Source organism: Mesorhizobium sp. M0174 (assembly GCF_040322275.1).
In the GTDB taxonomy this organism is placed as follows: Bacteria; Pseudomonadota; Alphaproteobacteria; order Rhizobiales; family Rhizobiaceae; genus Mesorhizobium.
Map to the genome: position 1 here is coordinate 38,458 of NZ_JAMYTB010000006.1, position 22,172 is coordinate 60,629.

Here is a 22,172-nt window from a genome sequence, read left to right on the forward strand (position 1 = left end):
CAAACACACGCTGCGGTGAACCATGTCGGACGCTCTCAAGACCTCAGGCATGACCCGGCTGAGAAACTATTTCCTGACCGGCTTCGTCGTTTGCGCGCCGCTCGCGATTACCGCCTACATTGCCTGGTCGCTTATCGGCTGGGTCGATTCCTGGGTCAAACCCTACATTCCGGTACGCTACAATCCGGACACCTACCTGCCGTTTCCAGTGCCGGGTTTTGGGCTGATCGTTGCCCTGATCCTCATCACTTTCATCGGCTTTATGACCGCCAATATCGTTGGCCGCGCCATCGTCAACTTCGGCGAGCGCCTGCTTGGTCGCATGCCGCTGGTGCGCGGCATCTACCGTTCGCTGAAGCAGATTTTCGAGACGGTGCTGTCGAACAAGGGCGACATGTTCCGCCAGGTCGGGTTGGTAGAATATCCGCGCAAAGGGGTCTGGTCGCTTGTCTTCGTCGCCAGCGAGAAGGAAACCGAGATCAACCAGAAGCTCGACCGGGAAGGCGATCCGCTGATTGCCGTGTTCATGCCGTGTACGCCCAACCCGACGACAGGCTTTCTGATGTATGTGCCGAAATCCGACATCGTATCGCTCGACATGACGATCGAGGACGGAGCCAAGCTGATCGTGTCGGCCGGCCTGGTGGCGCCAGCTGTCAAAATGATGACGGTGAACGGCGAGCAGATCCACGGCGCGCTTGCCAATCCTCCGCTCGACACGATGCCTCAGCCGGCACGCAGGAGCCGCACGGCCTCGTCGCGGCCGAACAGATAGAGCAACAGGCGTAGCGCCGTGCCGCGTTCGGACTGCAGTTCCGGATCGCGCGACAGGATCAGCCGCGCATCGTCGCGAGCGGCCTCGAGCAGGTCGGCATGCACCTCGATGCGCGCCACCTGGAAGCCCGGCGTGCCGGACTGGCGGGTGCCGAGCAACTCGCCTTCGCCGCGTAGCTTCAGATCCTCTTCGGCGATACGGAAACCGTCCTCGGTCTCCCGCATCACCGACAAACGGCGTTTTGCCGTCTCGCCAAGCGGGTCCTTGTAGAGCAGCACGCAGGATGAAGGCTTGTCGCCACGCCCGACCCGGCCGCGCAATTGGTGCAACTGGGCGAGGCCAAAGCGCTCGGCATGCTCGATGACCATGATCGTCGCATCAGGCACATCGACGCCGACCTCGATGACGGTGGTGGCGATCAGGATACGGGTGTCGCCCTGTTTAAAGGCGCGCATCGCCTCGTCTTTGTCGGTGCCTTTCATGCGGCCGTGCACCAGGCCAATGCGGTCGCCGAACAGTGGCTTCAGCGAGGCAAAACGGTCCTCGGCCGACATCAGTTTGATTTCCTCGGATTCCTCGACCAGCGGACAGATCCAGTAGATTTTCTGGTCATCGGCGACGGCGTCGAGCATGCGTCCGATCAGTTCGTCGAGCCGTTCAAGCGGCAAGGTGACGGTGCGGATTGGCTGGCGGCCGGCCGGCTTTTCCGTCAGCTTCGACACATCCATGTCGCCGAATGCAGTCAGCACCAGCGTTCGCGGTATCGGCGTTGCCGTCATCACCAGCATGTCGGGCGCGTCGCCCTTGGCGGTGATCGCAAGGCGCTGGTGGACGCCGAAACGGTGCTGCTCGTCGACGACGGCGAACACGAGGTCATGGAACGTAACCGTTTCCTGGAACAGCGCATGAGTGCCGACGACGATGTCGATGTCACCATTGGCCAGCCCGGTCAGCGTGTCGGCACGCTCGCGGCCCTTTTCGCGACCGGTGAGGACGGCGACACGCAGCCCGGCCCGTTCCGCCAACGGCGCAATCGTTGCAAGATGCTGGCGCGCCAGGATTTCGGTCGGTGCCATCAATGCCGCCTGGCCGCCGGCCTCGACGGCACGCGCCATGGCAAGCAGCGCGATCACCGTCTTGCCGGAGCCGACATCGCCCTGCAAAAGGCGCAGCATGCGTTCGGGGTCGCCGAGATCGGCGTTGATTTCGGCAAGCGCCATTTCCTGCGACATGGTCAGCGAATAGGGTAGTGCCACGCGAAGTTGCTCGACTATGCGGCCGTCGCCGACGAGTGGCCGGCCCGATAATCGGCGGACCTTGGCCCGCACCAGCGCCAGCGATACCTGGCCGGCCAAGAACTCGTCATAGGCAAGGCGCCGCCATGCTGCGCCGTCGACCGAGACGTCGATCGGGTCGGCAGGATTGTGGATGCGGTTGAGCGCATCGGTGAAAGCAGGAAAGGCATGGCGGCGCCGGAACTCGCCGTCCTGCCATTCGGGCAGCACCGGCAGGCGGGCCAGCGCCTGGCCGATGGCCCGGCGCAGCACCTTGCCCGAGAGCCCGGCGGTCAGCGGATAGACCGGCTCGACCAGCGGCAGGTTTTCCGCGTCGCCGGCAAGTGCGATATGGTCGGGGTGAACCATGGTCGGGCGGCCGTTGAACCATTCCATGCGGCCTGAGACGACGACATGCTCGCCTACGGGCATTGCTTTTTCGAGATAGGCAGCATGGGCATGGAAGAAGGTCAGCGCGATCTCGCCGGTGTCGTCATGGGCGTAGACCCGGTACGGGACCGACCTGTTGCCGCGTGGCGGCGGCTGGTGGCGGTCGATGCGTACGTCGAGTGTGACAATGGCGCCCTCGGCCGAACCGGCGATGCCCGGGCGGTTGCGGCGGTCGATGACAGTATGCGGCAGCACGAACAAGAGGTCGCCGGCGCGCGCGGCCCGGTCGCCGAGGTCGGCTGCTACGACTTTTTCGATCAGGGCGCCAACTTTCGGCCCGACGCCGGCAAGCGAGGTGATCGGGACAAACAGCGGATCGAGGAGGGAAGGACGCATGATGTCAGCTTATGTTGCGGCGACTGTAGCGCAAGGCTGACACCGCCTTCTATCCACGCTATATGCGCCGCCTAGGCAAGGATGTTGCAAGATGACCGGAACGAAACGATCAAGCGAGGGCCTCGATGCCCGCCGCCGCAAGCTTTTGTTTCGTTCGTGGCACCGCGGCATGCGCGAGATGGACCTTATACTCGGCAGCTTCGCCGACGCCGAGATCGGCGCCTTGACCGGCGACGAAATCGACCAATATGAGAGGCTCCTCGATATTCCCGACACCGAATTCCTGCCTCTCGTCACTGGCGAACGCCCGGTTCCGGCGGATGTCGACTGTGCCGTCCTGCAAAAAATCCTGGCTTCGCGCCGGGAGATGACCTTCTGAACAACGTGTAGCCATGAGCCTTATCCCTACGATCGGTCTGCCGAAAGGCCGCGCCGGCCAGTTCATTGTCGATGGCGTCGCCGACGGCTACGAAGCCTTTGCCCTGGTGCAGGCTGCGCACGAGATCGCCCCCGACAAGCCGGTGCTGTTCGTGGCCCGCGACGGCCAGCGCCTGCCGGCGATCGTCGAGGCGCTTGCCTTTGCCGCGCCGGGCCTCCCGGTGCTGGAACTGCCGGCCTGGGATTGCCTGCCTTATGACCGTGTCTCGCCCGGCGCCGATGCCGCCGCAAGGCGGCTCGATGCACTGGCTGCAATGATTGCGCTGGCGAAGAAGCCCCACCGCGCCGTCGTCCTCACCACCGCGAATGCGCTGTTGCAACGCATTCCGCCGGCTGAACTCGTCGAGGCGCAGATCTTCCACGCCAAACCGGGCAACCAGATAGACATGAACGTGCTGGTGTCGCGGCTGGAGAATTCCGGCTTCGAGCGAGTGCCGACGGTGCGCGGTATCGGCGAATTCGCGGTGCGCGGCGGCATTCTCGATCTCCTCGCGCCCGGCTGGACTGAGGCGCTGCGCCTCGATTTCTTCGGCGATACGCTGGAATCGATCCGCGTCTTCGATACCGCAACACAGCGCACCACCGGCCAGCGCAAGTCGATGGCGCTACAGGCGATGAGCGAGGTGGCGCTGACGCCAGAGACGATCAGCCGCTTCCGCCGCGCCTACATCGAAGCCTTTGGCGCGCCCTCGCGCGAAGATGGACTCTATGCGGCGGTCAGCGAGGGCAGGCGGTTTGCCGGCATGGAGCACTGGCTGCCGTTCTTCTATGAGCGGTTGGAAACCGTGTTCGATTATTTGCCGGATGCGCCGGTGGTGTTTGATCATCTGGCGCATGAGGCACTGGCCGAGCGCCATGCGCTGATCCTCGATCATTATGAGGCGCGCAAAAAACAGGCCGACGGCGCCTTGAAGGATGCCGTGCCCTACAAGCCGGTGTCGCCGGATTTGCTTTATCTGTCGCCCGAAAACCTGATTGCCTCGCTTGGCCCACGCGAAGCGATAGACTTCACGTCCTTCGATGCGCCCGATGCCGGTGCGAAAAAGGTTTTCCATGCTGGCTCGCGCCATGGTCGCAGCTTCGTCGAGGAGCGCGCCGACCCTAACGCCAACGTCTTCGACGTCGTCGTAAAACACATTTCCGACGAGCGCGCTGTAGGCCGCCGTGTCCTCGTCGCCGGCTGGACTGAAGGTTCGCTCGACCGGCTCGGCCAAATCCTGGCCGAGCATCATCTTGGCAATCTGAAACCGGTGGCGACGCTTGCCGAAGCCGAAAAGCTTGAGCCTGGGCAAGCGGGACTGGCCGTGCTGCCGCTCGAATCCGGCTTCGAGACGGAGAAACTGGTCGTCATCGCCGAGCAGGACATTCTCGGCGACCGACTGATCCGGCGTTCGAAGCGCAAGAAGCGCGCGTCCGACTTCATCGCCGAGGCTTCGGCATTGTCCTCAGGCGATATCGTCGTCCATGCCGACCATGGCATTGGCCGCTTCATCGGGCTGCGCACCATCGAGGCGCTCGGTGCGCCGCACGATTGCCTCGAAATCCACTATGCCGGCGACGATCGGCTGTTCTTGCCGGTGGAAAACATCGAGTTGCTGTCGCGCTATGGCTCGGATTCGGCCGAGGCGACACTCGACAAGCTTGGCGGCGGCGCCTGGCAGTCGCGCAAGGCACGGCTGAAGAAACGCCTGCTCGACATGGCCGGGCAGTTGATCCGCATCGCCGCCGAGCGACAAATGCGGGCCGCACCGGCGCTGCTGCCGGCGGAAGGCCTCTATGGCGAGTTTGCAGCGCGTTTCCCCTATGAGGAAACCGACGACCAGCAAACGGCGATCGATTCGGTCAGGGATGATCTGGGCGCTGGAAAGCCGATGGACCGGCTGATCTGCGGCGATGTCGGCTTCGGCAAGACCGAAGTCGCGCTTCGTGCTGCCTTCATCGCGGCGATGGAAGGCTTTCAGGTCGCGGTGGTGGTGCCGACGACATTGTTGTCGCGCCAGCATTTCAAGACCTTCTCGCAGCGCTTCTCCGGCCTGCCGATCCGCGTCGCCCAGGCCTCGCGGCTGGTCGGCGCCAAGGAACTGGCCGAGACCAAGAAGGGCGTCGCCGAAGGCCAAGTCGACATTGTCATCGGCACGCACGCACTGCTCGGCTCCTCGATCTCGTTCAAGAATCTCGGCCTGCTGATCATCGACGAGGAGCAGCATTTCGGCGTCAAGCACAAGGAGCGGCTGAAGGATCTCAAGACCGACGTCCACGTTCTGACGCTATCGGCGACGCCGATCCCGCGAACGCTGCAGCTTGCCTTGACCGGGGTGCGTGAGTTGTCGCTGATCGCCACGCCGCCGGTCGATCGCATGGCCGTGCGCACCTTCATCTCCCCTTTCGATCCGCTGGTCATCCGCGAGACGCTGCTGCGCGAGCGCTACCGTGGCGGCCATTCTTTCTATGTCGTACCGCGCATCAGCGATCTCGCGGAAATCCATGATTTCCTGCGCGAATCCGTGCCTGAGCTGAAAGTGGCCGTGGCCCATGGTCAGATGCCGCCCGGCGAACTCGACGACATCATGAACGCCTTCTATGACGGCCAGTACGATGTGCTTTTGTCGACCACAATCGTCGAATCCGGCCTCGATATTCCGACTGCCAATACGCTGATCGTACACCGCGCCGATATGTTCGGCCTGTCTCAGCTCTATCAGCTGCGCGGGCGCGTCGGCCGCTCTAAGGTGCGCGCCTACGCGCTGTTCACGCTGCCCGCCAACCGCAAGCTCACCGATACAGCCGAGCGCCGGCTGAAAGTGCTGCAGTCGCTCGATACGCTAGGCGCCGGTTTCCAGCTGGCCAGCCACGACCTCGACATTCGCGGCGCCGGCAATCTGCTTGGCGAAGAGCAGTCGGGCCACATCAAGGAGGTCGGCTTCGAGCTCTACCAGCAGATGCTGGAGGAGGCAGTGGCCGAAGTGAAGGATTCCGGCGAGGTGCAGGACGGCGGCTGGTCGCCGCAGATCGCCGTCGGCACAGCGGTGATGATCCCGGAAAGCTATGTCCCGGATCTGCAGCTCAGGTTGGCGCTCTATCGCCGCCTTGGCGATCTCGAAAACACTGAAGAGATCGACGCTTTTGGCGCCGAGCTTATCGACCGTTTCGGGCCGCTGCCGGAAGAGGTGAAGCATTTATTGAAGATCGTCTTCATCAAGGCACTTTGCCGCAAGGCCAATGTCGAAAAACTCGATGCCGGACCGAAAGGCGTCGTCATCCATTTCCGCAAGCGCGAATTCCCCAATCCGGTCGGGCTGGTCAAGCTCATCGGCGAACAGGGTTCGCTGGCCAAGATCCGGCCGGACCAGAGCGTCGTCTTCAGCCGCGACTGGCCGACGCCCGAAAAGCGGCTGGCAGGCTCAGCGGTTGTCATGACGCAGCTGGCACGGCTGGTGGAGAAGGCGGCGGCGTAGCAGGGTATCGCTGGTGCTCTGGACCATGACGGCGCTGGTACTTTCGCCCTGCCGTGCCATTCGCCAGCGCTGAGATTCCGGTCTAGAATAGGAAATCGGCTTCGTGTATGCAGCCGCGACCCCATATGGGGCGGATTGGCGGGCGATGGCGTCCGCGTGAAAAGAGCGTTAGGTGCTTCGATGACGAAATGGTCGCCGAATTCGTGGAGAGCTAAGCCGATCCAGCAGGTTCCTGCCTATCCGGACCTTGCCGCGCTGAGGAACACGGAAGCCCAGCTCGCCACCTTTCCGCCGCTGGTTTTTGCAGGTGAGGCACGCAAGCTGAAGAAGCAGCTTGCAGCCGTCGCTGCCGGTGACGCATTCCTTCTGCAAGGTGGCGATTGCGCCGAGAGCTTCGCCGAACATGGCGCGGACAATATCCGCGACTTCTTCCGCGTCTTCCTGCAGATGTCGGTGGTGCTGACCTTCGCTGGCGCTCAACCGGTGGTGAAGGTCGGCCGTGTCGCCGGCCAGTTCGCCAAGCCGCGCTCGTCCGACAATGAGACCAAGGGCGGTGTGACGCTGCCCAGCTATCGCGGCGACATCATCAACGGCATCGAGTTCGATGCCAAGTCGCGCATTCCCGATCCTGCAAGACAGGAGATGGCGTACCGCCAGTCGGCGGCGACGCTCAACCTTTTGCGCGCCTTCGCCCAGGGCGGCTACGCCAGCCTGGAGAACGTGCATCAATGGATGCTCGGGTTCGTCTCCGACAGCCCGCAGGGCGAGAAATACGAGTCGCTCGCCAACCGCATCACCGAGACGATGGACTTCATGAAGGCCGTCGGCATCACCTCGGAGACCAATTATGCGCTGCGCGAGACCGATTTCTATACCAGCCATGAGGCGCTGCTGCTCGGTTATGAAGAGGCGCTGACCCGCGTCGATTCGACCTCGGGCGACTGGTACGCCACCTCTGGCCACATGATCTGGATCGGCGATCGCACGCGCCAACCCGACCATGCGCATGTCGAATATTGCCGCGGCATCAAGAACCCGCTGGGGCTGAAATGCGGGCCGTCGCTGACGCCGGACGGCCTGTTGCAACTCATCGATCTGCTCAATCCGGAGAACGAGCCCGGCCGGCTGACGCTGATCGCTCGTTTCGGCTCCGATAAGGTTGCCGACCATCTGCCGAGGCTGGTGCGAGCGGTACAGAAGGAAGGCCGCAGTGTGGTGTGGTCTTCCGATCCGATGCATGGCAATACGATCGAGGCCGCCGGCTACAAGACACGGCCGTTTGACCGCATCCTGAAGGAGGTGCAGACGTTCTTCGAGGTGCACCGCGCCGAAGGCACGCATCCCGGCGGCATACACATCGAGATGACAGGCAAGAACGTCACCGAATGCACCGGTGGTGCCCGCGCCATCACCGCCGAAGAATTGCAGGATCGCTACCACACCCATTGCGATCCGCGGCTCAACGCCGACCAGGCGATCGAATTGGCGTTCCTGGTGTCCGATCTGCTCAAGAAGAGCCATCCGGTCCAGCACAAGCAGGCCGTCAACGGCTGATTAGAACGTATTCGATCATCGAGGTGGTCAGCGAAACGCGTCCGGCGGGTGTCGCATTTGCTCGTGCCTAACGCACGCAAAACTGGAATCCTGCGAAGCGACGGCAATTGCATCGGGAGGCCGATATGGCTGACAGTCACACCGGATCATGCTTGTGCGGGGCAGTGCGGTTCCAGACACGAGGACCGCTGCGCGGTGTTATCTACTGCCATTGCTCGCAGTGCCGGAAGCAGAGCGGGCATTTTTATGCGGCGACCAATGTTGCCGACCGCGACATCACGATCACGGGCGCGGACAGCATCACCTGGTACGAGGCATCTTCGTTTGCCAGACGGGGTTTTTGCAAGACATGCGGCTCGCTGCTGTTCTGGAAGCCGACAGATGATGGCTATGTTTCAGTCCTGGCCGGGCTGTTTGACGCGCCAACCGGACTTCGAGGGGAATGTCACATCTTCGTCGGCGACAAGGGCGACTATTACGAGGTCGACGACGGGCTGCCGCAATTCGAGAAGTCAACGCCGTCGATCAAGGTGGCAGGCGACTGATTTTTGAAGAGGTCGCCTTATTCCCTTGGTCCAGCCATTGCGCTAATCCCCTGCCGGTGATTCCGAAGGGTTTTGGCATGCAGCGGCTGATCGACGCTTTTTACAACTCGGTGCGGGCATTTCGCAAACTGGCCGCCAGCGAGGAGGCCTTCCAGCTGGAGCTGACGCTGCTTGTGCTTGCCTTGCCGCTCGGCTGGTTCCTTTCGGAATCGTGGCGCGGCTATGCGCTGCTGATCGGCGCGGTGCTGCTTATGATTATGACCGAGGTGCTGAACACCGGCATCGAGGCGGCATGCGACGCGTTCAGCCGTGAATTCAACATCGATATCCAGCTGGCCAAGGATTGCGGTTCGCTGGCGGTGCTTATTTCGGTGGTAATCGCTGCAGGCGTCTGGGGCGTCGCCATCGTCGAGCGGATCCTCGGGGTACCGATCTGACGTTTCAAACATTACATGCCGTCACTGCACTTCTCGTTTTGACCATGATCTTTTCCGAAAAACCGGTACCACTTTTCGGGATCATGGTCTGAGGGGACCGACATGACCGATACCGCCGGATTTCTGCTGCTTGAACGTGAGGGCCTGCCGGACGATCTGCGCTGGCTGGCCGAAAAATATCCGCGCGAGATCTGGCAGGCGCATGCCAACGTCCACGGCGTGGCCAATATGTGGCTGCAGCGGCACAATATGTTCCGCGAGCTTGGCGACAAGCTCACCAGTGGTATCGGCGATTATCGAGAAGGTAGGCTGAACGCGCCGGAATTCGCGCGCTGGTTCGCGCCGCGCCTCAACCATTTCCTCGGCAATCTCGACGGCCATCACAATGTCGAGGACCATCATTATTTCCCGGTCTTCGCCAGGGCCGAGACCCGTCTGAAGCGCGGCTTCGAGATTCTCGATGCCGATCACCGCACAATCCATGAGGGACTGGAGCGCAATGCCGAGGTGGCAAATGCCTTCATCCGCACGCTTCAGGAGAGCGAGGTCAAGCAGCGCTTCGCCGCCGACACCTATGCCGACGAGAACAGCCGGCTGATCGCCATGCTGACCAGGCATCTTGCCGACGAGGAAGACCTGATCATCCCGCTGATCCTGGAAAAGGGCGACCGTGCGCTCGGCATAGATTGACGATCAGCTTCCCTTGCGAAGCTCCTTCTTGGCGAGGAAGTGCGACGCCAGCCAGCCGAGGATAGCCACGACGAGGCCAATTGCCAGAGCGATCAGCAGCCGCTCGTGGCGGGCCAGCGTCTGGCCGACGATGCGCTCGGCGCCCAGCCCGAACACATAACCGACCGTGCAGAACAGCGCCGCCCAGACCACCGATGAGATGGCATTGAGGATGACGAAACGCGCCGCGGCGATGCCGGACAGCCCCGCCGCGATACCACCGACCAGGCGCAGGCCATAGATGTAGCGGTTCGACAGCACGAAGATGTTGGGATGAGAGGTGACGAGGCGATAGGCGTGGCTGAAGCCCGGCCGGGCACGGAGCCTGATCACGAATTTATGGTCGGCGAAGCTCCGCCCCAAGATGAAGAAGAACGTGTCGCCACCGAAAGCGCCGAGCGCTGCCGCGAGGAAAGCCTGCCACAGGACGAAAACATGCTGATGCGCGAAGAAACCGCCAAGGATGGCGGCGCTTTCGCCTTCGGCCACGCAGCCCAGGAAAACCGCGACCAACCCATATTGCTCAATGAGACGATGGATGGCTTCCGTCATGAAGACGTTCGCTGCTTCGACAGAATGCCGTCGATGCGCTTCACCTGCTCGGCCAGCCGGGCGATCTCGTCTCGCATGCCGATGATCTGGCTGTGGCGCAGTTCGTCGAGCTTTTCGTGTAACGCCATGATCTCGATCTCGGCCTTGAGGTTAACCTCATAGTCGTGGGCGGCGTCGATTCGATCGCGCTCGGTCTGGCGGTTCTGCGCCATCATGATCACTGGCGCCTGCAGGGCGGCAACCATGGAAAGCACGAGATTGAGGAAGATGAATGGATAGGGATCGAAGGCGGCGCTCGACAAGAGCCAGACATTGCCTGCCGTCCACAGGATCAGGAAGCCAATGAATGCCAGGATGAAGGACCACGAGCCGCCGATCCGGGCGATGGTGTCGGCCAGGCGATCTCCAAACGTCTGGTGAAAGGCGACGGCCTTGTTGGTGTCCTTGGAAATCGTGGTGCGCTCGAGCGTAGATTGCAGTACCCGGCTTTCGAGCGCGCTGAGGCCGTCCGGCTTTCGCTTCAGCCAGCGGCTTGCCAGGTCCTCGATCGTTTTGTTCATCGTCGCCTCCGTCGTCAGCGATGAGGTAGAAGCTGCCGGTTCATACGAGAAGTGGTAGATTGACGCGATGGGGTCAGGAAACAATGGTGGATTTTCAGAAAATTCGCGCCCGTGCAGCGAAACGCAAAGGCGGTGAGGCAGCCCTTACGTCGCTGCTGGGTCCAATGCCTGACAATGCCGCGGTGGCAAAGATTGCGGATGACCGGATCCTGTCGACCATGGCCGAGCGGGTCTTTGCCGCCGGCTTCGTCTGGCGCGTCATCGAGCAGAAATGGCCGGGTTTCGAGGAAGCATTTCTTGGCTTCGAACCGAAGCGGCTGCTGTTCCAGCCTGACGATTTCTGGCACGATCTCACCGCCGACAAGCGCATCGTGCGCAATCCGCAGAAGATCAAATCCGTACGCGACAACGCGGCCTTCGTCGAGCGTGTGTCGAAGGAGCACGGCGGCTTCGGCAAGTTCCTGGCCGATTGGCCGGCGGATGACCAGGTCGGGTTGATGGCCTATCTCGGCAAGCACGGCAGCCGGCTCGGCGGCAATACCGGCCAGTATTTTCTGCGCTGGCTTGAGTGGGACGCTTTTGTTGTCTCGGCCGATATGGCGGCCGCACTGCGCGATGCTGGACTCAACATCGCGGAGAGCCCGACCTCGAAGAGGGATTTGGGCAGGATCCAGGCGCAGATCAACGCCTGGGCGGCGGAAACCGGGCTGCCGCGCCGACACATTTCGCGCATTCTGGCAATGTCGATCGGCGAGAACCATCCGCCGGAAGCCTTGCGCGAATATATGAGCGAATAGGATCGACTGTTTGGTCCAAACGAACGCCATTGCCCGACGAATTTTGCCGCGCTAAACCCACGGGCATGACAGACAGGACCGCTCCAGACATATTGCGCATCGCCGTCGCCCAGCTCAATCCGACGGTCGGCGACGTCGCCGGCAATCTCGCCAAGGCGCGCGAGGCGAGGGCGGATGCCGCCCGCCAAGGCGCCGACCTCGTGCTGTTCACCGAGCTTTTCCTTGCCGGCTATCCGCCTGAGGATCTGGTGTTGAAGCCGGCATTCCTGAAGGCCTGCGAGCGGGCGGCGGAGGATTTCGCCGGCGATACCGCCGACGGCGGCCCGGGCTTCATCATCGGCACGCCGTTGAAGCGCAAGACCGGCACGCACAATTCGATCATCTTTGCTGATGGTGGCAAAATCCTTGCCGAACGCTACAAGCTCGATCTGCCGAATTACGGTGAGTTCGACGAGAAGCGCGTCTTCCAGGCCGGCCCCGAGATCCAGGGGCCGGTCAATTTCCGCGGCGTGCGCGTGGGAGTGCCTATCTGCGAAGACATCTGGGGCGAAGTTGCCGTCTGCGAGACGCTGGCCGAAAGCGGCGCGGAAATCCTGCTGGTGCCCAACGGCTCGCCCTACTATCGCGGCAAGGTCGATGTCCGCCACCAGATCGTCATCCGCCAGGTCATCGAATGCGGACTGCCGATCATCTATGCCAACCAGCTTGGCGGCCAGGACGAACTGGTCTTCGACGGCGCATCGTTTGCCATAGGTTCTGACAAGACGCTGGCCTTCCAGATGAGCCAGTTCGAGGAGACGGTCAACGTCACCACCTGGAAGCGAAAGAATGACATCTGGGTCTGCTATGACGGACCGATGTCGAAAATCCCTGAAAAGGAGGAGGCCGACTATCGCGCCTGCATGTTGGGCTTGCGCGACTACGTCAACAAGAACGGCTTCAAGAATGTCGTGCTCGGCCTTTCCGGCGGCATCGATTCGGCGATCTGCGCGGCACTTGCCGTCGATGCGCTGGGCGAGGAACGGCTGCGCGCCGTGATGATGCCTTACCGCTACACTTCGAAGGACTCGCTCAAGGACGCCGAGGACTGCGCCCGCGCGCTCGGCTGCCGCTACGATATCGTGCCGATCTTCGAGCCGGTCGAGGGCTTCCTGCACACACTGACGCAGCTTTTCGAGGGCACCAAGGAAGGCATCACCGAGGAAAACCTGCAGAGCCGCGCCCGCGGCACCATCCTGATGGCGATTTCCAACAAGTTCGGTTCGATGGTGGTCACTACCGGCAACAAGAGCGAGATGTCGGTCGGCTACGCTACGCTCTATGGCGACATGAATGGCGGCTTCAACCCGATAAAGGACCTCTACAAGATGCAGGTCTATGCGCTGGCGCGCTGGCGCAACGCGCATGTGCCGCCGGGTGCGCTCGGTCCGTCCGGCGAGGTGATCCCGAATAATATCATCGACAAGGCGCCCTCGGCGGAACTGCGAGAGAACCAGACCGACCAGGATTCGCTGCCGCCCTATCCGGTGCTCGATGACATATTGGAGTGCCTGGTCGAGAACGAGATGGGCGTCGACGAGATCGTTGCGCGCGGCCATGAGCGGGCGACGGTGACGCGCGTCGAGCACCTGCTTTACGTCGCCGAATACAAGCGCCGGCAGGCGGCGCCCGGCGTGAAGATCACCAGGAAGAATTTTGGCCGCGACCGCCGCTATCCCATCACCAACCGGTTCAGGGATGGCGGGTAGGCGATTGGCTGCATAACGGTTTAGCCATGGCCAACTATGAGATCAGCTTTGACATGTCGCAGATCGACTTCCGGGCGACATCCGACATTTTGAAGGAGAGTTATTGGGGCAGCGGCCGCAGCGATGAACTGCACCGCCGCGCCTTTGCCAATTCACTGTGCGTCGGCGCCTATGTCGGCGGCAATCAGGTCGGCTTTGGTCGGGCGATCACCGACCGTACGGTATTTGCCTATCTCGCCGACATCATTGTCTGCCAGGGTATCGCGGGCAAGGCATCGGAACCCGGCTTGTCCAGGCGCTTATCGATCATCCGGATTGCAAGACTGTCACGCATTGGAGCCTGTCGACCAACGACGCCCATGCGGTTTACGAGAAGCTCGGCTTCAGGCCGTCCACCGACGGCCGCTATATGCGCCTCGACCGTATGCCGGCAATTTGAACAGACGCGGCGTACAACCGGCCGTTGTTGCAAAATCGTCTCACTGCTTGGACCAGATGTGCTTTGGGCTATCTACTGACTTGGCGCGGCGTTGAGGCGTCTCTATAAACGCCTCTCCGCGATTCCCCTTCAGGAGGAACCGAATGCCAGGATTTGAGATCGTTATGCGAGGCCGCGAAGCCTAGTCTTGGTCAGTGCGCCGCGACATAGCCTCGCGGCAAGGCTGAACCAAGGCAGGTATTTTGCCGCTGCCGGTCGCCGCCCTCTACAGGGCCGCCAAATACGCCAAACCTCCGCATCTCCGGGCGCCAAACGGCGCCAACGCGGTTTTTCAATTTCTACTTTCGTGGGATCGGGCTCGTTTGTGCCCGAATGACATCATGGCTCGTTTTCGAATAGATTTGCGCGCGGGCGCCTTTCGCAGCGTTCTTGGCTTCACGCTCAGCCATTGGCGGCGTCAGCCGTGGCGGCTTGCCGGCATTATGGGCACGTTCCTGCTGTCGACCTTGGCCGACGTGCTGACGCCGCTCTATTCCGGCCGGCTGGTGGATGCCGTCGCCAGCAGTGCTGCGGCCGACGATGTTGCGTGGAACGCGGCGATGGCGGCCTTTTCGATGTTGGTTGCCCTGGCGCTCACCGGTGTCGTGCTGCGCAATCTCGCCTTCATGGCCATTGTCGAGCTGACGTTGAAGATGATGGCAGATATCGCCGCCGACGCCTTCCACCGCGTCCAGCGCTTCTCCACCGATTGGCACGCCAACAGCTTCGCCGGATCGACGGTGCGCAAGATAACACGCGGCATGTGGGCGCTCGACCTGCTCAACGACACGATCCTGATCGCGCTGCTGCCGTCGGTCGTCATGCTCGTCGGCTCGACGCTGCTGCTTGGCTGGTTCTGGCCGCTGATGGGCGCGATCGTCGCCATCGGTTCGGTTCTGTTCATCGCGGTGACGACGATGCTGTCGCTTGGCTATGTCGCGCCCGCGGCAAGGCTTGCAAATGCGTGGGATACACGGCTTGGCGGCTCGCTGGCCGATGCGGTGAGCTGCAACGCCGTGGTCAAGGGTTTTGGCGCCGAGGAACGCGAGGAGACGCGGCTTGCCGAGGTCGTCGCCAAATGGCGCGGTCGCACGCGCCGCACCTGGATGCGCGGCACCGTCAACGGCACCACGCAAGGGACGATGCTGCTGCTTTTGAGGGCAGCGGTCATCGGCTTCTCCCTGCTTTTGTGGTCGTGGGGGCAGGCGAGCGCCGGCGATGTCGCCTTCGTGCTGACCTCATTCTTCGTGCTGCAAGGCTATCTGCGCGACATCGGCACGCATATCCGCAATCTGCAGCGCTCGATCAACGACATGGAGGAACTGGTCGACTTCCAGTCCGTACCACTCGGCATCGAGGATCGGCCCGGAGCCAAACCGATCCGGATCACCGATGGCCGTATCACCTTCGACAATGTAACGTTCCATTATGGCAGCCACCGCCTGCCGCTCTATCGCGACTTTTCGGTGGACATCGCGCCGGGCGAACGGGTTGGGCTGGTTGGCCATTCGGGCTCCGGCAAGACGACATTCGTCAAGCTGATCCAGCGCCTCTACGACGTGACTGCGGGCAATATCCTGATCGACGGCCAGGATATTGCCAAGGTGGCGCAGGCGTCGCTGCGCGCACAGATCGCAATCGTCCAGCAGGAGCCGATCCTGTTTCACCGGTCGCTGGCCGAAAACATCGCCTATGCCCGGCCGGCCGCCACGCAGGCCGAGATCGAGCACGCGGCGCGGTTGGCCAGCGCGCATGACTTCATCGCCAATTTGCCGAAAGGCTATGGCACGCTGGTCGGCGAGCGCGGCGTAAAGCTGTCGGGCGGCGAGCGTCAGCGTGTTGCAATCGCACGCGCCTTCCTTGCCGATGCGCGCATTCTCATCCTGGATGAGGCAACGTCGAGCCTCGATTCGGAATCGGAGGTGCTGATCCAGCAGGCGATGGAGCGCTTGATGGTCGGCCGCACGACGCTGGTAATTGCCCACCGGCTGTCGACGGTGCGGGCGCTGGACAGGCTTTTGGTGTTCGATCGCGGCCGCATCGTCGAAGAGGGCTCGCATGACCAGCTGATCCGGCTGCAAGGCGGCATCTACCGCCGGCTGTTCGAACGCCAGGCGCTTGAACTGACCAAAGGCCTGGTGATCTGACGGTTACGGCGCCGCACGTCTTGATAGACGTGCAGCGCTGCAGTCTTTTCTTCGCCTTTGTCATGTTCTATGTCTGCCGCCGAGCGCGGGGGCGCGTCTTGTCAACAGCAAAACCATCCGGTACGCCCCGCTCATGACAGTTACCGTCCGTTTCGCCCCATCACCGACCGGCCGCATCCATATCGGCAATGCGCGCACCGCTTTGTTCAATTGGCTGTTCGCCATCAAGAACAAAGGCCGCTTCATCCAGCGCTTCGACGACACCGACGTTGCCCGTTCGACGCAGGAGTTTTCCGACGCTATCCTGTATGACCTGCATTGGCTGGGCATCTTCCCCGACGCCACGGAGTACCAGTCGCGGCGCGTGGAAATCTACGATGCCGCACTGGAGAAGCTGAAGGAGGCGCGCCTCGTCTATGCTTGCTATGAGACGCCCGAAGAGCTCGACCTGAGGCGCAAGGTGCGCCGCACGCGTGGCCTGCCGCCAGTCTATGGCCGTGAGGCGTTGACGCTGACAGCTGAGCAGGTGGCGGAATATGAGGCCGATGGGCGGCGGCCGCACTGGCGCTTTCTGCTGCCCAACTTCACCAGTGATCCGCTGCAGCCGGAGCGCACCGAAATCCACTGGAACGACCTGGTGCGCGGCGAAGAAACCGTCGACCTCGCCTCGCTTTCAGACCCGGTTCTGCGGCGTGAGGACGGCACCTACCTCTATACATTACCTTCGGTCGTCGACGACATCGACATGGGCGTCAGCCATGTCATTCGCGGCGACGACCACGTCACCAATACCGGCGTCCAGATAGCCCTGTTCCAAGCACTTGGCGCGGAGCCGCCGGCGTTCGGCCACCACAATCTCCTGACAACGGCATCAGGCGAGGGACTTTCGAAGCGCACCGGCGCGCTGTCCATTCAGAGCCTGCGTGAGAGCGGCATCGAGCCGATAGCGGTGGCTTCGCTGGCGGTGCTCGTCGGTACCTCGGAAAACGTCGTAGCGGTGCCAACGATGGCCGAGCTAGCCGAGCGCTTCGATCCGGCTGCAACATCGAAATCCGCCGCCAAATTCGACTCAGACGAGCTCTTCGTGCTCAACCGCACGCTGCTGCACCACATGCCGTTTTCAGAGGCGCGCGACCGGCTGATCGTGCTCGGCATCTCCGGCGAACAGGCCGAGCCTTTCTGGCTGGCGGTGCGCGGCAATCTCGACAGACTGGCCGATGCGGCGATCTGGTGGCGTACGCTTCGAGACGGTCCAGAGGAGCCGGCGGAGTTTTCCGACGAGGACCGCGACTTTCTTCGCCAGGCATTCGAGCTGCTGCCGGAAGAGCCTTGGAACGGCACCGTCTGGAAGGACTGGACGGGCAAGATCCGAGCGGCGAGCGGCCGCAAGGGCAAGGCCCTGTTCATGCCGCTCAGGCTGGCGCTTACGGGACAGTCTTCCGGTCCGGAGCTTGCAGATCTGTTGCCGCTGCTGGGTCGGGAAGGAACGTTGGCCCGACGACCCTGACCTTGCGCTGCTCCGGCGGCGGCAGCGATGTCGGCGAGGGCACAGGTTTGGCGGCAAGCCGTCTGATCGCCTCACGGTCGAGGCCGCCTTGCGAATTGGCCAAGGTCTCCGGGTCGGCGCCCGGATCAGGCTTGGCAACCGGCAGCGGAATGAACGGGGTGGTCTCCACGCTCGCCTCGGATTGTGCCGGGGTTGGCGGGTTGCCGGCGATAATCTGGAAATTCTGCACGGCATTGCAGCCGCAGGTCGGCGGCCGGGGCGTGTCGGATTGCTTGTAGAGGTAGGCCGTCGACAGTTCGATATAAGGCCTGCCGGTCACTGAAGACGTCATCGACGCCGAATCGTCGTTCATGCCGCGCGTGTAGAAAACCTGCATCTCGGTGCCGGGGCAGCTCGATTCGCAATTCTTCTGGTCGCGCTCGAAATCGCCCAGCGAGGCAGCATTCGACATCGGGAAGAAATAGCCGTCGCAGGTCCGCACGCACATGGTGCGGAATTCGCGTCGCGGCTGGCCCAACTCGTCGGCGTTGTTGAGGATGCTGCGGATGTTGCGCGGCTGACTTAGCTCTTCAGCCTGGTCGAGCTCTTCGGGCTGGTCGGGCGCACCAGGTTCACTGCCCAAAAGCTGGTCGAGCAGGCTTCGGTTGCCGTTTTCACGGCTGGCTTCGCGGACCGGTGTGGGCGTCGACGCCGCATCATCGCGGCAGCCATTGGCGTCAAGCGAGGCCAATATGCGCGCGCGATCGCGTCGCGAACCACCGCCGGCAAGCTCAGTGCGCTTGGCCTGCAAGGCGTCGAGATTGGCAGCCATGCGATCGATGGTGGCGTCGAGTGCCGCGCATGCGTTGGCGTTGCGGCGAGACAGCGAGAAGCCGCAGCCGGCGCTGCTGGACTGGCTGACGGCTTTTGAAATCTGCTGGCGCTGCCGGACGATCGCGTCGTCATATTTCCTGAGCAGGGCCGGCTTGCCGCCGCCACCACGAGAAGCGGCGGCAAGATCGGCTTCAAGCTGGCGGCAGAGGCGCGAAGCGGCCTGCGACTGAGTGACGGCAATGCCGCACAGTAGCAGGACGCCGAGCAGCGCGGCTGCCCGCGTCAGCTTGCAATGTGCGCCCGTCATCCCTCCGGACCTCCACCTGCCTGTCATTCAGAACTACCGCGCTCGCGGTTAACCGTTCGTTTAGCATACCGCCAATTCCGGCTTCGGCTCAAATCGGCGATGGCTTGCGCCTGTGCGCGATTACGACGAGGGCTGTCATGCCGACCACCCCCCACGGCCTTTTCGGACAGAGCCAGAACCGCGACATCCTGGCGTTGCACGAAAAAGGCGTATTCGCCGAGAAGAATGCCTGGATTCAGTAATGCCCGGAGGCTTGGGATGACCTCGATTACCCGTCGAGCCGCGGTGCAATTTGGTCTTTTATGCCTGGCGATGCCGGTCGCCATGGCGCAGGAAAAGCTTGTCACGCCGGATTGGGGCACCAGATTGGTCGAAGCCGCTCGTGAGCAGATCGGCGTCACCACGCTCTACGATCCGACCTATACACGCCTAGCCTATCCGGGCGGGGACGTTGAGCCAGAGCGGGGTGTGTGCACGGATGTCGTGATCCGTGCCTATCGCCGCGCCTTCGGTCTCGACCTGCAAGAACTGGTGCATGAGGATATGCGGGCCAATTTTGCCGCCTATCCGAAGGCGTGGGGCTTGAAGGCGCCCGACCGCAACATCGACCACCGCCGTGTGCCCAATCTTGCGGTCTATTTCGAGCGGCGCGGTGCTGCCTTGCCCGTCAGCCAAGACCCCGCCGATTATCGGCCTGGGGATCTCGTCGCACAGATGCTGCCCGGCAATCTGTCGCATATTGCCATCGTGTCGTCCAATCGCTCCACTGTGGTGCCGACAAGAAGGCTGGTTATTCACAATATCGGCGGCGGCGCCAGAGAAGAGGACACTTTGTTTGCCTTCAGGCAGACAGGGCATTTCCGGTTCAAGCCAGTCTGAGAAGGCCCATCGCTAGCCCAGATCGACGATGGCTTGCGCCTTATGCGCGGCTTCGACCACTGCCAGTGCCGTCATGTTGACGACGCCGCGCGAGGTGACCGACGGTGTCAATATGTGCGCCGGGCTGTCGGTGCCGAGCAGGATCGGGCCGACATGCAGCGCGTCCATCATCGTGCGCAGCGCGGTCAGCGTGATGTTCGCCGAATCGAGATTGGGAAACACCAGCAGATTGGCTTCGCCCTTCAGCCGCGAATGCGGATAGACGCGTTGGCGCAGCTGCTCCGATAGTGCCGAGTCGGCATGCATCTCGCCGTCGCATTGCAGGTCGGGCGCGATGCGCGCCAGGATCGCCGCCGCCTGCCGCATCTTCATGGCGCTTGGCGAATCGCGGGAGCCGAAATCAGAATGCGACAGCAGCGCTGCCTTGGGCTCAATGCCGAAACGCTGAATTTCCTCGGCCGCCAAAACGGTCATTTCCGCAATTTCTTCGGCGGTCGGATCGACGGAGACATGGGTGTCGGTGAGGAAAATGATCCCGCGCTGCGAGATCAGCATGGACAGCGTCGACAGGTCGCGATCCCGAATGCCGGGGCGCGGCCCGATGATCAGCGTCACGTTGCGCAAATGGCGCTCGAAACGGCCTTCGAGCCCGCAGACCATGGCGTCGGCGTCGCCGCGCTTCAGGGCAAGGGCCGCGATCACCGTATTGTCGGTGCGCACCATGGTGCGCGCGGCTTCCGTCGTCACCCCACGCCGGCCGGCAAGCTCGATCAAAAGGTCGACATAGTGGCGGTAACGCGGATCGTCTTCCGGGTTGATCAAGCCGAAATCGACGCCCGGCTTGATGCGCAGCCCGTAGCGCTTCAGCCGCACCTCGATGACATGCGGGCGGCCGATCAGGATCGGTTCGGCAATGCCTTCCTCGAGCACGACCTGGGCGGCGCGAAGCACGCGCTCGTCCTCGCCGTCGGCATAGATGACGCGTTTGGCGCTCGACGTCTTGGCCATCGAGAACACCGGCTTCATGACCAGGCCGGAGCGGAAGACGAAGCGGTTCAGCTTGTCGATATAAGCGGCGAAATCGGTGATCGGCCGGGTCGCGACGCCGGTCTCGCAAGCTGCCTTGGCGACAGCAGGGGCAATGCGCAGGATCAGCCGCGGATCGAAAGGCGAGGGGATCAGGAACTCCGGACCAAAGATCGGCGTCTCGCCGGAATAGGCACGCGCGGCAACGTCGGACGGCTCTTCGCGGGCGAGCGCTGCAATCGCTCGCACAGCAGCCATCTTCATCTCTTCGTTGATGGCGCTTGCGCCGCAATCCAGCGCGCCACGGAAGATGTAAGGAAAACAGAGTACGTTATTGACTTGATTGGGGAAATCGGAGCGGCCGGTGCAGATCATCGCGTCGGGCCGCGCCGCCCGTGCTGCTTCCGGCATGATTTCGGGATTGGGATTGGCCAGCGCCAGGATCAGCGGCTTTGGCGCCATGTGGTGGAGCAATTCCGGCTTCAGCACGCCGGCAGCAGACAGGCCGAGAAACACGTCGGCGCCGGGCAGAACGTCGGCCAGCGTACGCGCCTCGGTGTCCTTCACATAAGGGTCTTTCCAGCGGTCCATCTCCTCGACGCGGCCCTTATGGGCGACGCCGAACCGGTCCGTGACCCAGATGTTTTCGACCCGCGCGCCGAGCGAGACCAGCAGGTTGAGGCAGGCAAGCGCCGCAGCACCAGCGCCCGACGTGACGATCTTGATGTCCGAGATGGACTTGCCGGCGAATTCCAGCCCGTTGAGCACGGCGGCGGCGACGATGATGGCGGTGCCGTGCTGGTCGTCATGGAAGACTGGTATGCCCATGCGGGCTTTCAACTGCTCCTCGACTTCGAAGCATTCGGGCGCCTTGATGTCTTCCAGGTTGATGCCGCCGAAGGTTGGTTCCAGCGCCGAGATCGTTTCGACCATGCGCTCGATGCCCGGTGCGTCGATCTCGATGTCGAAGACATCGATGCCGGCGAACTTCTTGAACAGCACCGCCTTGCCTTCCATCACCGGCTTGGAGGCGAGCGGACCGATATTCCCGAGGCCCAGCACCGCCGAACCGTTGGTGACAACTCCGACCAGATTGGCGCGGGCTGTATAGTCGGCGGCGGTTGCCGGGTCGTCGCGGATTTCAAGGCAGGGGGCGGCGACGCCCGGCGAATAGGCAAGCGCCAGGTCGCGCTGATTGCCCAGCGGCTTCGTCGCCTGGATTTCAAGCTTTCCGGGACGGGGGTGCTTATGGAAATAGAGCGCCGCTTCGTCGAGGTCGGATCGGGCCGCCTTCTTGCTTTCGCCTGTCATGACGGCCGCCTCCTCAGTTCAGTCCGTTTGGTGTTTTGAGTCTCTTAGCATGCA

At 62.5% G+C, this 22,172-nt stretch carries 18 protein-coding genes; 13 read left to right on the forward strand and 5 right to left on the reverse strand.

Features of this window, described 5'->3' with window-relative positions; genetic code table 11:
• Positions 1-22 precede the first annotated feature (22 nt).
• Positions 23-775, forward strand: a complete 753-nt coding sequence (locus tag NKJ13_RS14330) for a DUF502 domain-containing protein (protein WP_352479017.1) — start codon at positions 23-25, stop codon at positions 773-775.
• On the opposite strand, the gene recG is transcribed toward NKJ13_RS14330, so the two are convergent.
• Positions 727-2,835 (reverse strand): ATP-dependent DNA helicase RecG, encoded by a 2,109-nt coding sequence (recG, locus tag NKJ13_RS14335; RefSeq protein ID WP_352691101.1) that lies wholly within the window; start codon positions 2,833-2,835, stop codon positions 727-729. The genes NKJ13_RS14330 and recG overlap by 49 nt on opposite strands.
• A gap of 91 nt (positions 2,836-2,926) precedes the next feature.
• Here recG and NKJ13_RS14340 point away from each other — a divergent pair, with 91 nt between their 5' ends.
• From NKJ13_RS14340 to NKJ13_RS14365, 6 genes are all read left to right on the forward strand, one after another.
• Positions 2,927-3,214 (forward strand): FAD assembly factor SdhE, encoded by a 288-nt coding sequence (locus NKJ13_RS14340; RefSeq protein WP_352491635.1) that lies wholly within the window; start codon positions 2,927-2,929, stop codon positions 3,212-3,214.
• 13 nt (positions 3,215-3,227) lie between these two features.
• The gene (mfd, locus tag NKJ13_RS14345; RefSeq protein WP_352508815.1) at positions 3,228-6,728 is read left to right on the forward strand and encodes a transcription-repair coupling factor; all 3,501 of its coding nucleotides are present in this window, start codon (positions 3,228-3,230) and stop codon (positions 6,726-6,728) included.
• 180 nt (positions 6,729-6,908) lie between these two features.
• Positions 6,909-8,282, forward strand: coding sequence for a class II 3-deoxy-7-phosphoheptulonate synthase (locus NKJ13_RS14350; protein ID WP_352508814.1), 1,374 nt, complete (start codon positions 6,909-6,911; stop codon positions 8,280-8,282).
• 125 nt (positions 8,283-8,407) lie between these two features.
• Positions 8,408-8,827, forward strand: a complete 420-nt coding sequence (locus NKJ13_RS14355) for a GFA family protein (protein ID WP_352736638.1) — start codon at positions 8,408-8,410, stop codon at positions 8,825-8,827.
• Between the two features lie 77 nt (positions 8,828-8,904).
• Positions 8,905-9,264 (forward strand): diacylglycerol kinase, encoded by a 360-nt coding sequence (locus tag NKJ13_RS14360; protein ID WP_352736636.1) that lies wholly within the window; start codon positions 8,905-8,907, stop codon positions 9,262-9,264.
• 102 nt (positions 9,265-9,366) lie between these two features.
• A complete protein-coding gene (locus NKJ13_RS14365; RefSeq protein WP_352736634.1) occupies positions 9,367-9,954 on the forward strand; it encodes a hemerythrin domain-containing protein in 588 nt (195 codons plus the stop codon).
• A gap of 3 nt (positions 9,955-9,957) precedes the next feature.
• On the opposite strand, the gene NKJ13_RS14370 is transcribed toward NKJ13_RS14365, so the two are convergent.
• Entirely contained in the window at positions 9,958-10,545 is a 588-nt protein-coding gene (locus NKJ13_RS14370; protein ID WP_352736632.1) for a DedA family protein, read from the reverse strand.
• Positions 10,542-11,105 carry a DUF1003 domain-containing protein gene (locus tag NKJ13_RS14375; RefSeq protein ID WP_352479010.1) on the reverse strand — a complete coding sequence of 188 codons (564 nt, stop codon included), beginning with the start codon at positions 11,103-11,105 and terminating at the stop codon, positions 10,542-10,544. The genes NKJ13_RS14370 and NKJ13_RS14375 overlap by 4 nt, the downstream gene beginning before the upstream one ends.
• Positions 11,106-11,188: 83 nt before the next feature.
• On the opposite strand from NKJ13_RS14375, the gene NKJ13_RS14380 reads away from it, so the two are divergent.
• The 5 genes from NKJ13_RS14380 (at position 11,189) to gltX (ending at position 17,782) form a co-directional block, all read left to right on the forward strand.
• Positions 11,189-11,902, forward strand: a complete 714-nt coding sequence (locus tag NKJ13_RS14380; protein WP_352706621.1) for a DNA-3-methyladenine glycosylase I — start codon at positions 11,189-11,191, stop codon at positions 11,900-11,902.
• A gap of 65 nt (positions 11,903-11,967) precedes the next feature.
• Complete coding sequence (locus NKJ13_RS14385) at positions 11,968-13,650, forward strand: NAD+ synthase (RefSeq protein ID WP_352706623.1); 1,683 nt, start codon at positions 11,968-11,970, stop codon at positions 13,648-13,650.
• A gap of 26 nt (positions 13,651-13,676) precedes the next feature.
• Entirely contained in the window at positions 13,677-14,168 is a 492-nt protein-coding gene (locus tag NKJ13_RS31590) for a hypothetical protein (protein WP_502899808.1), read from the forward strand.
• 301 nt (positions 14,169-14,469) lie between these two features.
• Positions 14,470-16,275, forward strand: coding sequence for an ABC transporter ATP-binding protein (locus tag NKJ13_RS14395; protein ID WP_352736623.1), 1,806 nt, complete (start codon positions 14,470-14,472; stop codon positions 16,273-16,275).
• Between the two features lie 133 nt (positions 16,276-16,408).
• Positions 16,409-17,782: a glutamate--tRNA ligase gene (gene gltX, locus NKJ13_RS14400; RefSeq protein WP_352736622.1), complete on the forward strand. Its 1,374-nt coding sequence runs from the start codon at positions 16,409-16,411 to the stop codon at positions 17,780-17,782.
• Here gltX and NKJ13_RS14405 read toward each other — a convergent pair.
• A complete protein-coding gene (locus NKJ13_RS14405) occupies positions 17,700-18,902 on the reverse strand; it encodes a DUF2865 domain-containing protein (RefSeq protein ID WP_352736620.1) in 1,203 nt (400 codons plus the stop codon). The genes gltX and NKJ13_RS14405 overlap by 83 nt on opposite strands.
• A gap of 258 nt (positions 18,903-19,160) precedes the next feature.
• On the opposite strand from NKJ13_RS14405, the gene NKJ13_RS14410 reads away from it, so the two are divergent.
• On the forward strand, positions 19,161-19,781 hold the full coding sequence (locus tag NKJ13_RS14410) for a DUF1287 domain-containing protein (protein ID WP_352736618.1): 621 nt from the start codon (positions 19,161-19,163) through the stop codon (positions 19,779-19,781).
• Positions 19,782-19,793: 12 nt separating this feature from the next.
• Here the strand turns inward: NKJ13_RS14410 and NKJ13_RS14415 are convergent, their stop codons facing one another.
• A complete protein-coding gene (locus tag NKJ13_RS14415; protein WP_254820171.1) occupies positions 19,794-22,118 on the reverse strand; it encodes an NADP-dependent malic enzyme in 2,325 nt (774 codons plus the stop codon).
• Positions 22,119-22,172 lie beyond the last annotated feature (54 nt).

Excerpts from the sequence above, each read along its gene's own strand:
- NKJ13_RS14380 (WP_352706621.1), top strand. The coding sequence starts at position 11,189 with ATGGTGGATTTTCAGAAAATTCGCGCCCGTGCAGCGAAACGCAAAGGC.
- NKJ13_RS14395 (WP_352736623.1), top strand. The coding sequence starts at position 14,470 with ATGGCTCGTTTTCGAATAGATTTGCGCGCGGGCGCCTTTCGCAGCGTT.
- NKJ13_RS14385 (WP_352706623.1), top strand. The coding sequence starts at position 11,968 with ATGACAGACAGGACCGCTCCAGACATATTGCGCATCGCCGTCGCCCAG.
- NKJ13_RS31590 (WP_502899808.1), top strand. The coding sequence starts at position 13,677 with ATGGCCAACTATGAGATCAGCTTTGACATGTCGCAGATCGACTTCCGG.
- NKJ13_RS14415 (WP_254820171.1), bottom strand. The coding sequence starts at position 22,118 with ATGACAGGCGAAAGCAAGAAGGCGGCCCGATCCGACCTCGACGAAGCG.
- NKJ13_RS14355 (WP_352736638.1), top strand. The coding sequence starts at position 8,408 with ATGGCTGACAGTCACACCGGATCATGCTTGTGCGGGGCAGTGCGGTTC.
- NKJ13_RS14405 (WP_352736620.1), bottom strand. The coding sequence starts at position 18,902 with ATGACGGGCGCACATTGCAAGCTGACGCGGGCAGCCGCGCTGCTCGGC.
- recG (WP_352691101.1), bottom strand. The coding sequence starts at position 2,835 with ATGCGTCCTTCCCTCCTCGATCCGCTGTTTGTCCCGATCACCTCGCTT.
- NKJ13_RS14360 (WP_352736636.1), top strand. The coding sequence starts at position 8,905 with ATGCAGCGGCTGATCGACGCTTTTTACAACTCGGTGCGGGCATTTCGC.
- NKJ13_RS14370 (WP_352736632.1), bottom strand. The coding sequence starts at position 10,545 with ATGACGGAAGCCATCCATCGTCTCATTGAGCAATATGGGTTGGTCGCG.
- NKJ13_RS14330 (WP_352479017.1), top strand. The coding sequence starts at position 23 with ATGTCGGACGCTCTCAAGACCTCAGGCATGACCCGGCTGAGAAACTAT.
- NKJ13_RS14350 (WP_352508814.1), top strand. The coding sequence starts at position 6,909 with ATGACGAAATGGTCGCCGAATTCGTGGAGAGCTAAGCCGATCCAGCAG.
- NKJ13_RS14375 (WP_352479010.1), bottom strand. The coding sequence starts at position 11,105 with ATGAACAAAACGATCGAGGACCTGGCAAGCCGCTGGCTGAAGCGAAAG.
- NKJ13_RS14410 (WP_352736618.1), top strand. The coding sequence starts at position 19,161 with ATGACCTCGATTACCCGTCGAGCCGCGGTGCAATTTGGTCTTTTATGC.
- NKJ13_RS14340 (WP_352491635.1), top strand. The coding sequence starts at position 2,927 with ATGACCGGAACGAAACGATCAAGCGAGGGCCTCGATGCCCGCCGCCGC.
- gltX (WP_352736622.1), top strand. The coding sequence starts at position 16,409 with ATGACAGTTACCGTCCGTTTCGCCCCATCACCGACCGGCCGCATCCAT.
- mfd (WP_352508815.1), top strand. The coding sequence starts at position 3,228 with ATGAGCCTTATCCCTACGATCGGTCTGCCGAAAGGCCGCGCCGGCCAG.
- NKJ13_RS14365 (WP_352736634.1), top strand. The coding sequence starts at position 9,367 with ATGACCGATACCGCCGGATTTCTGCTGCTTGAACGTGAGGGCCTGCCG.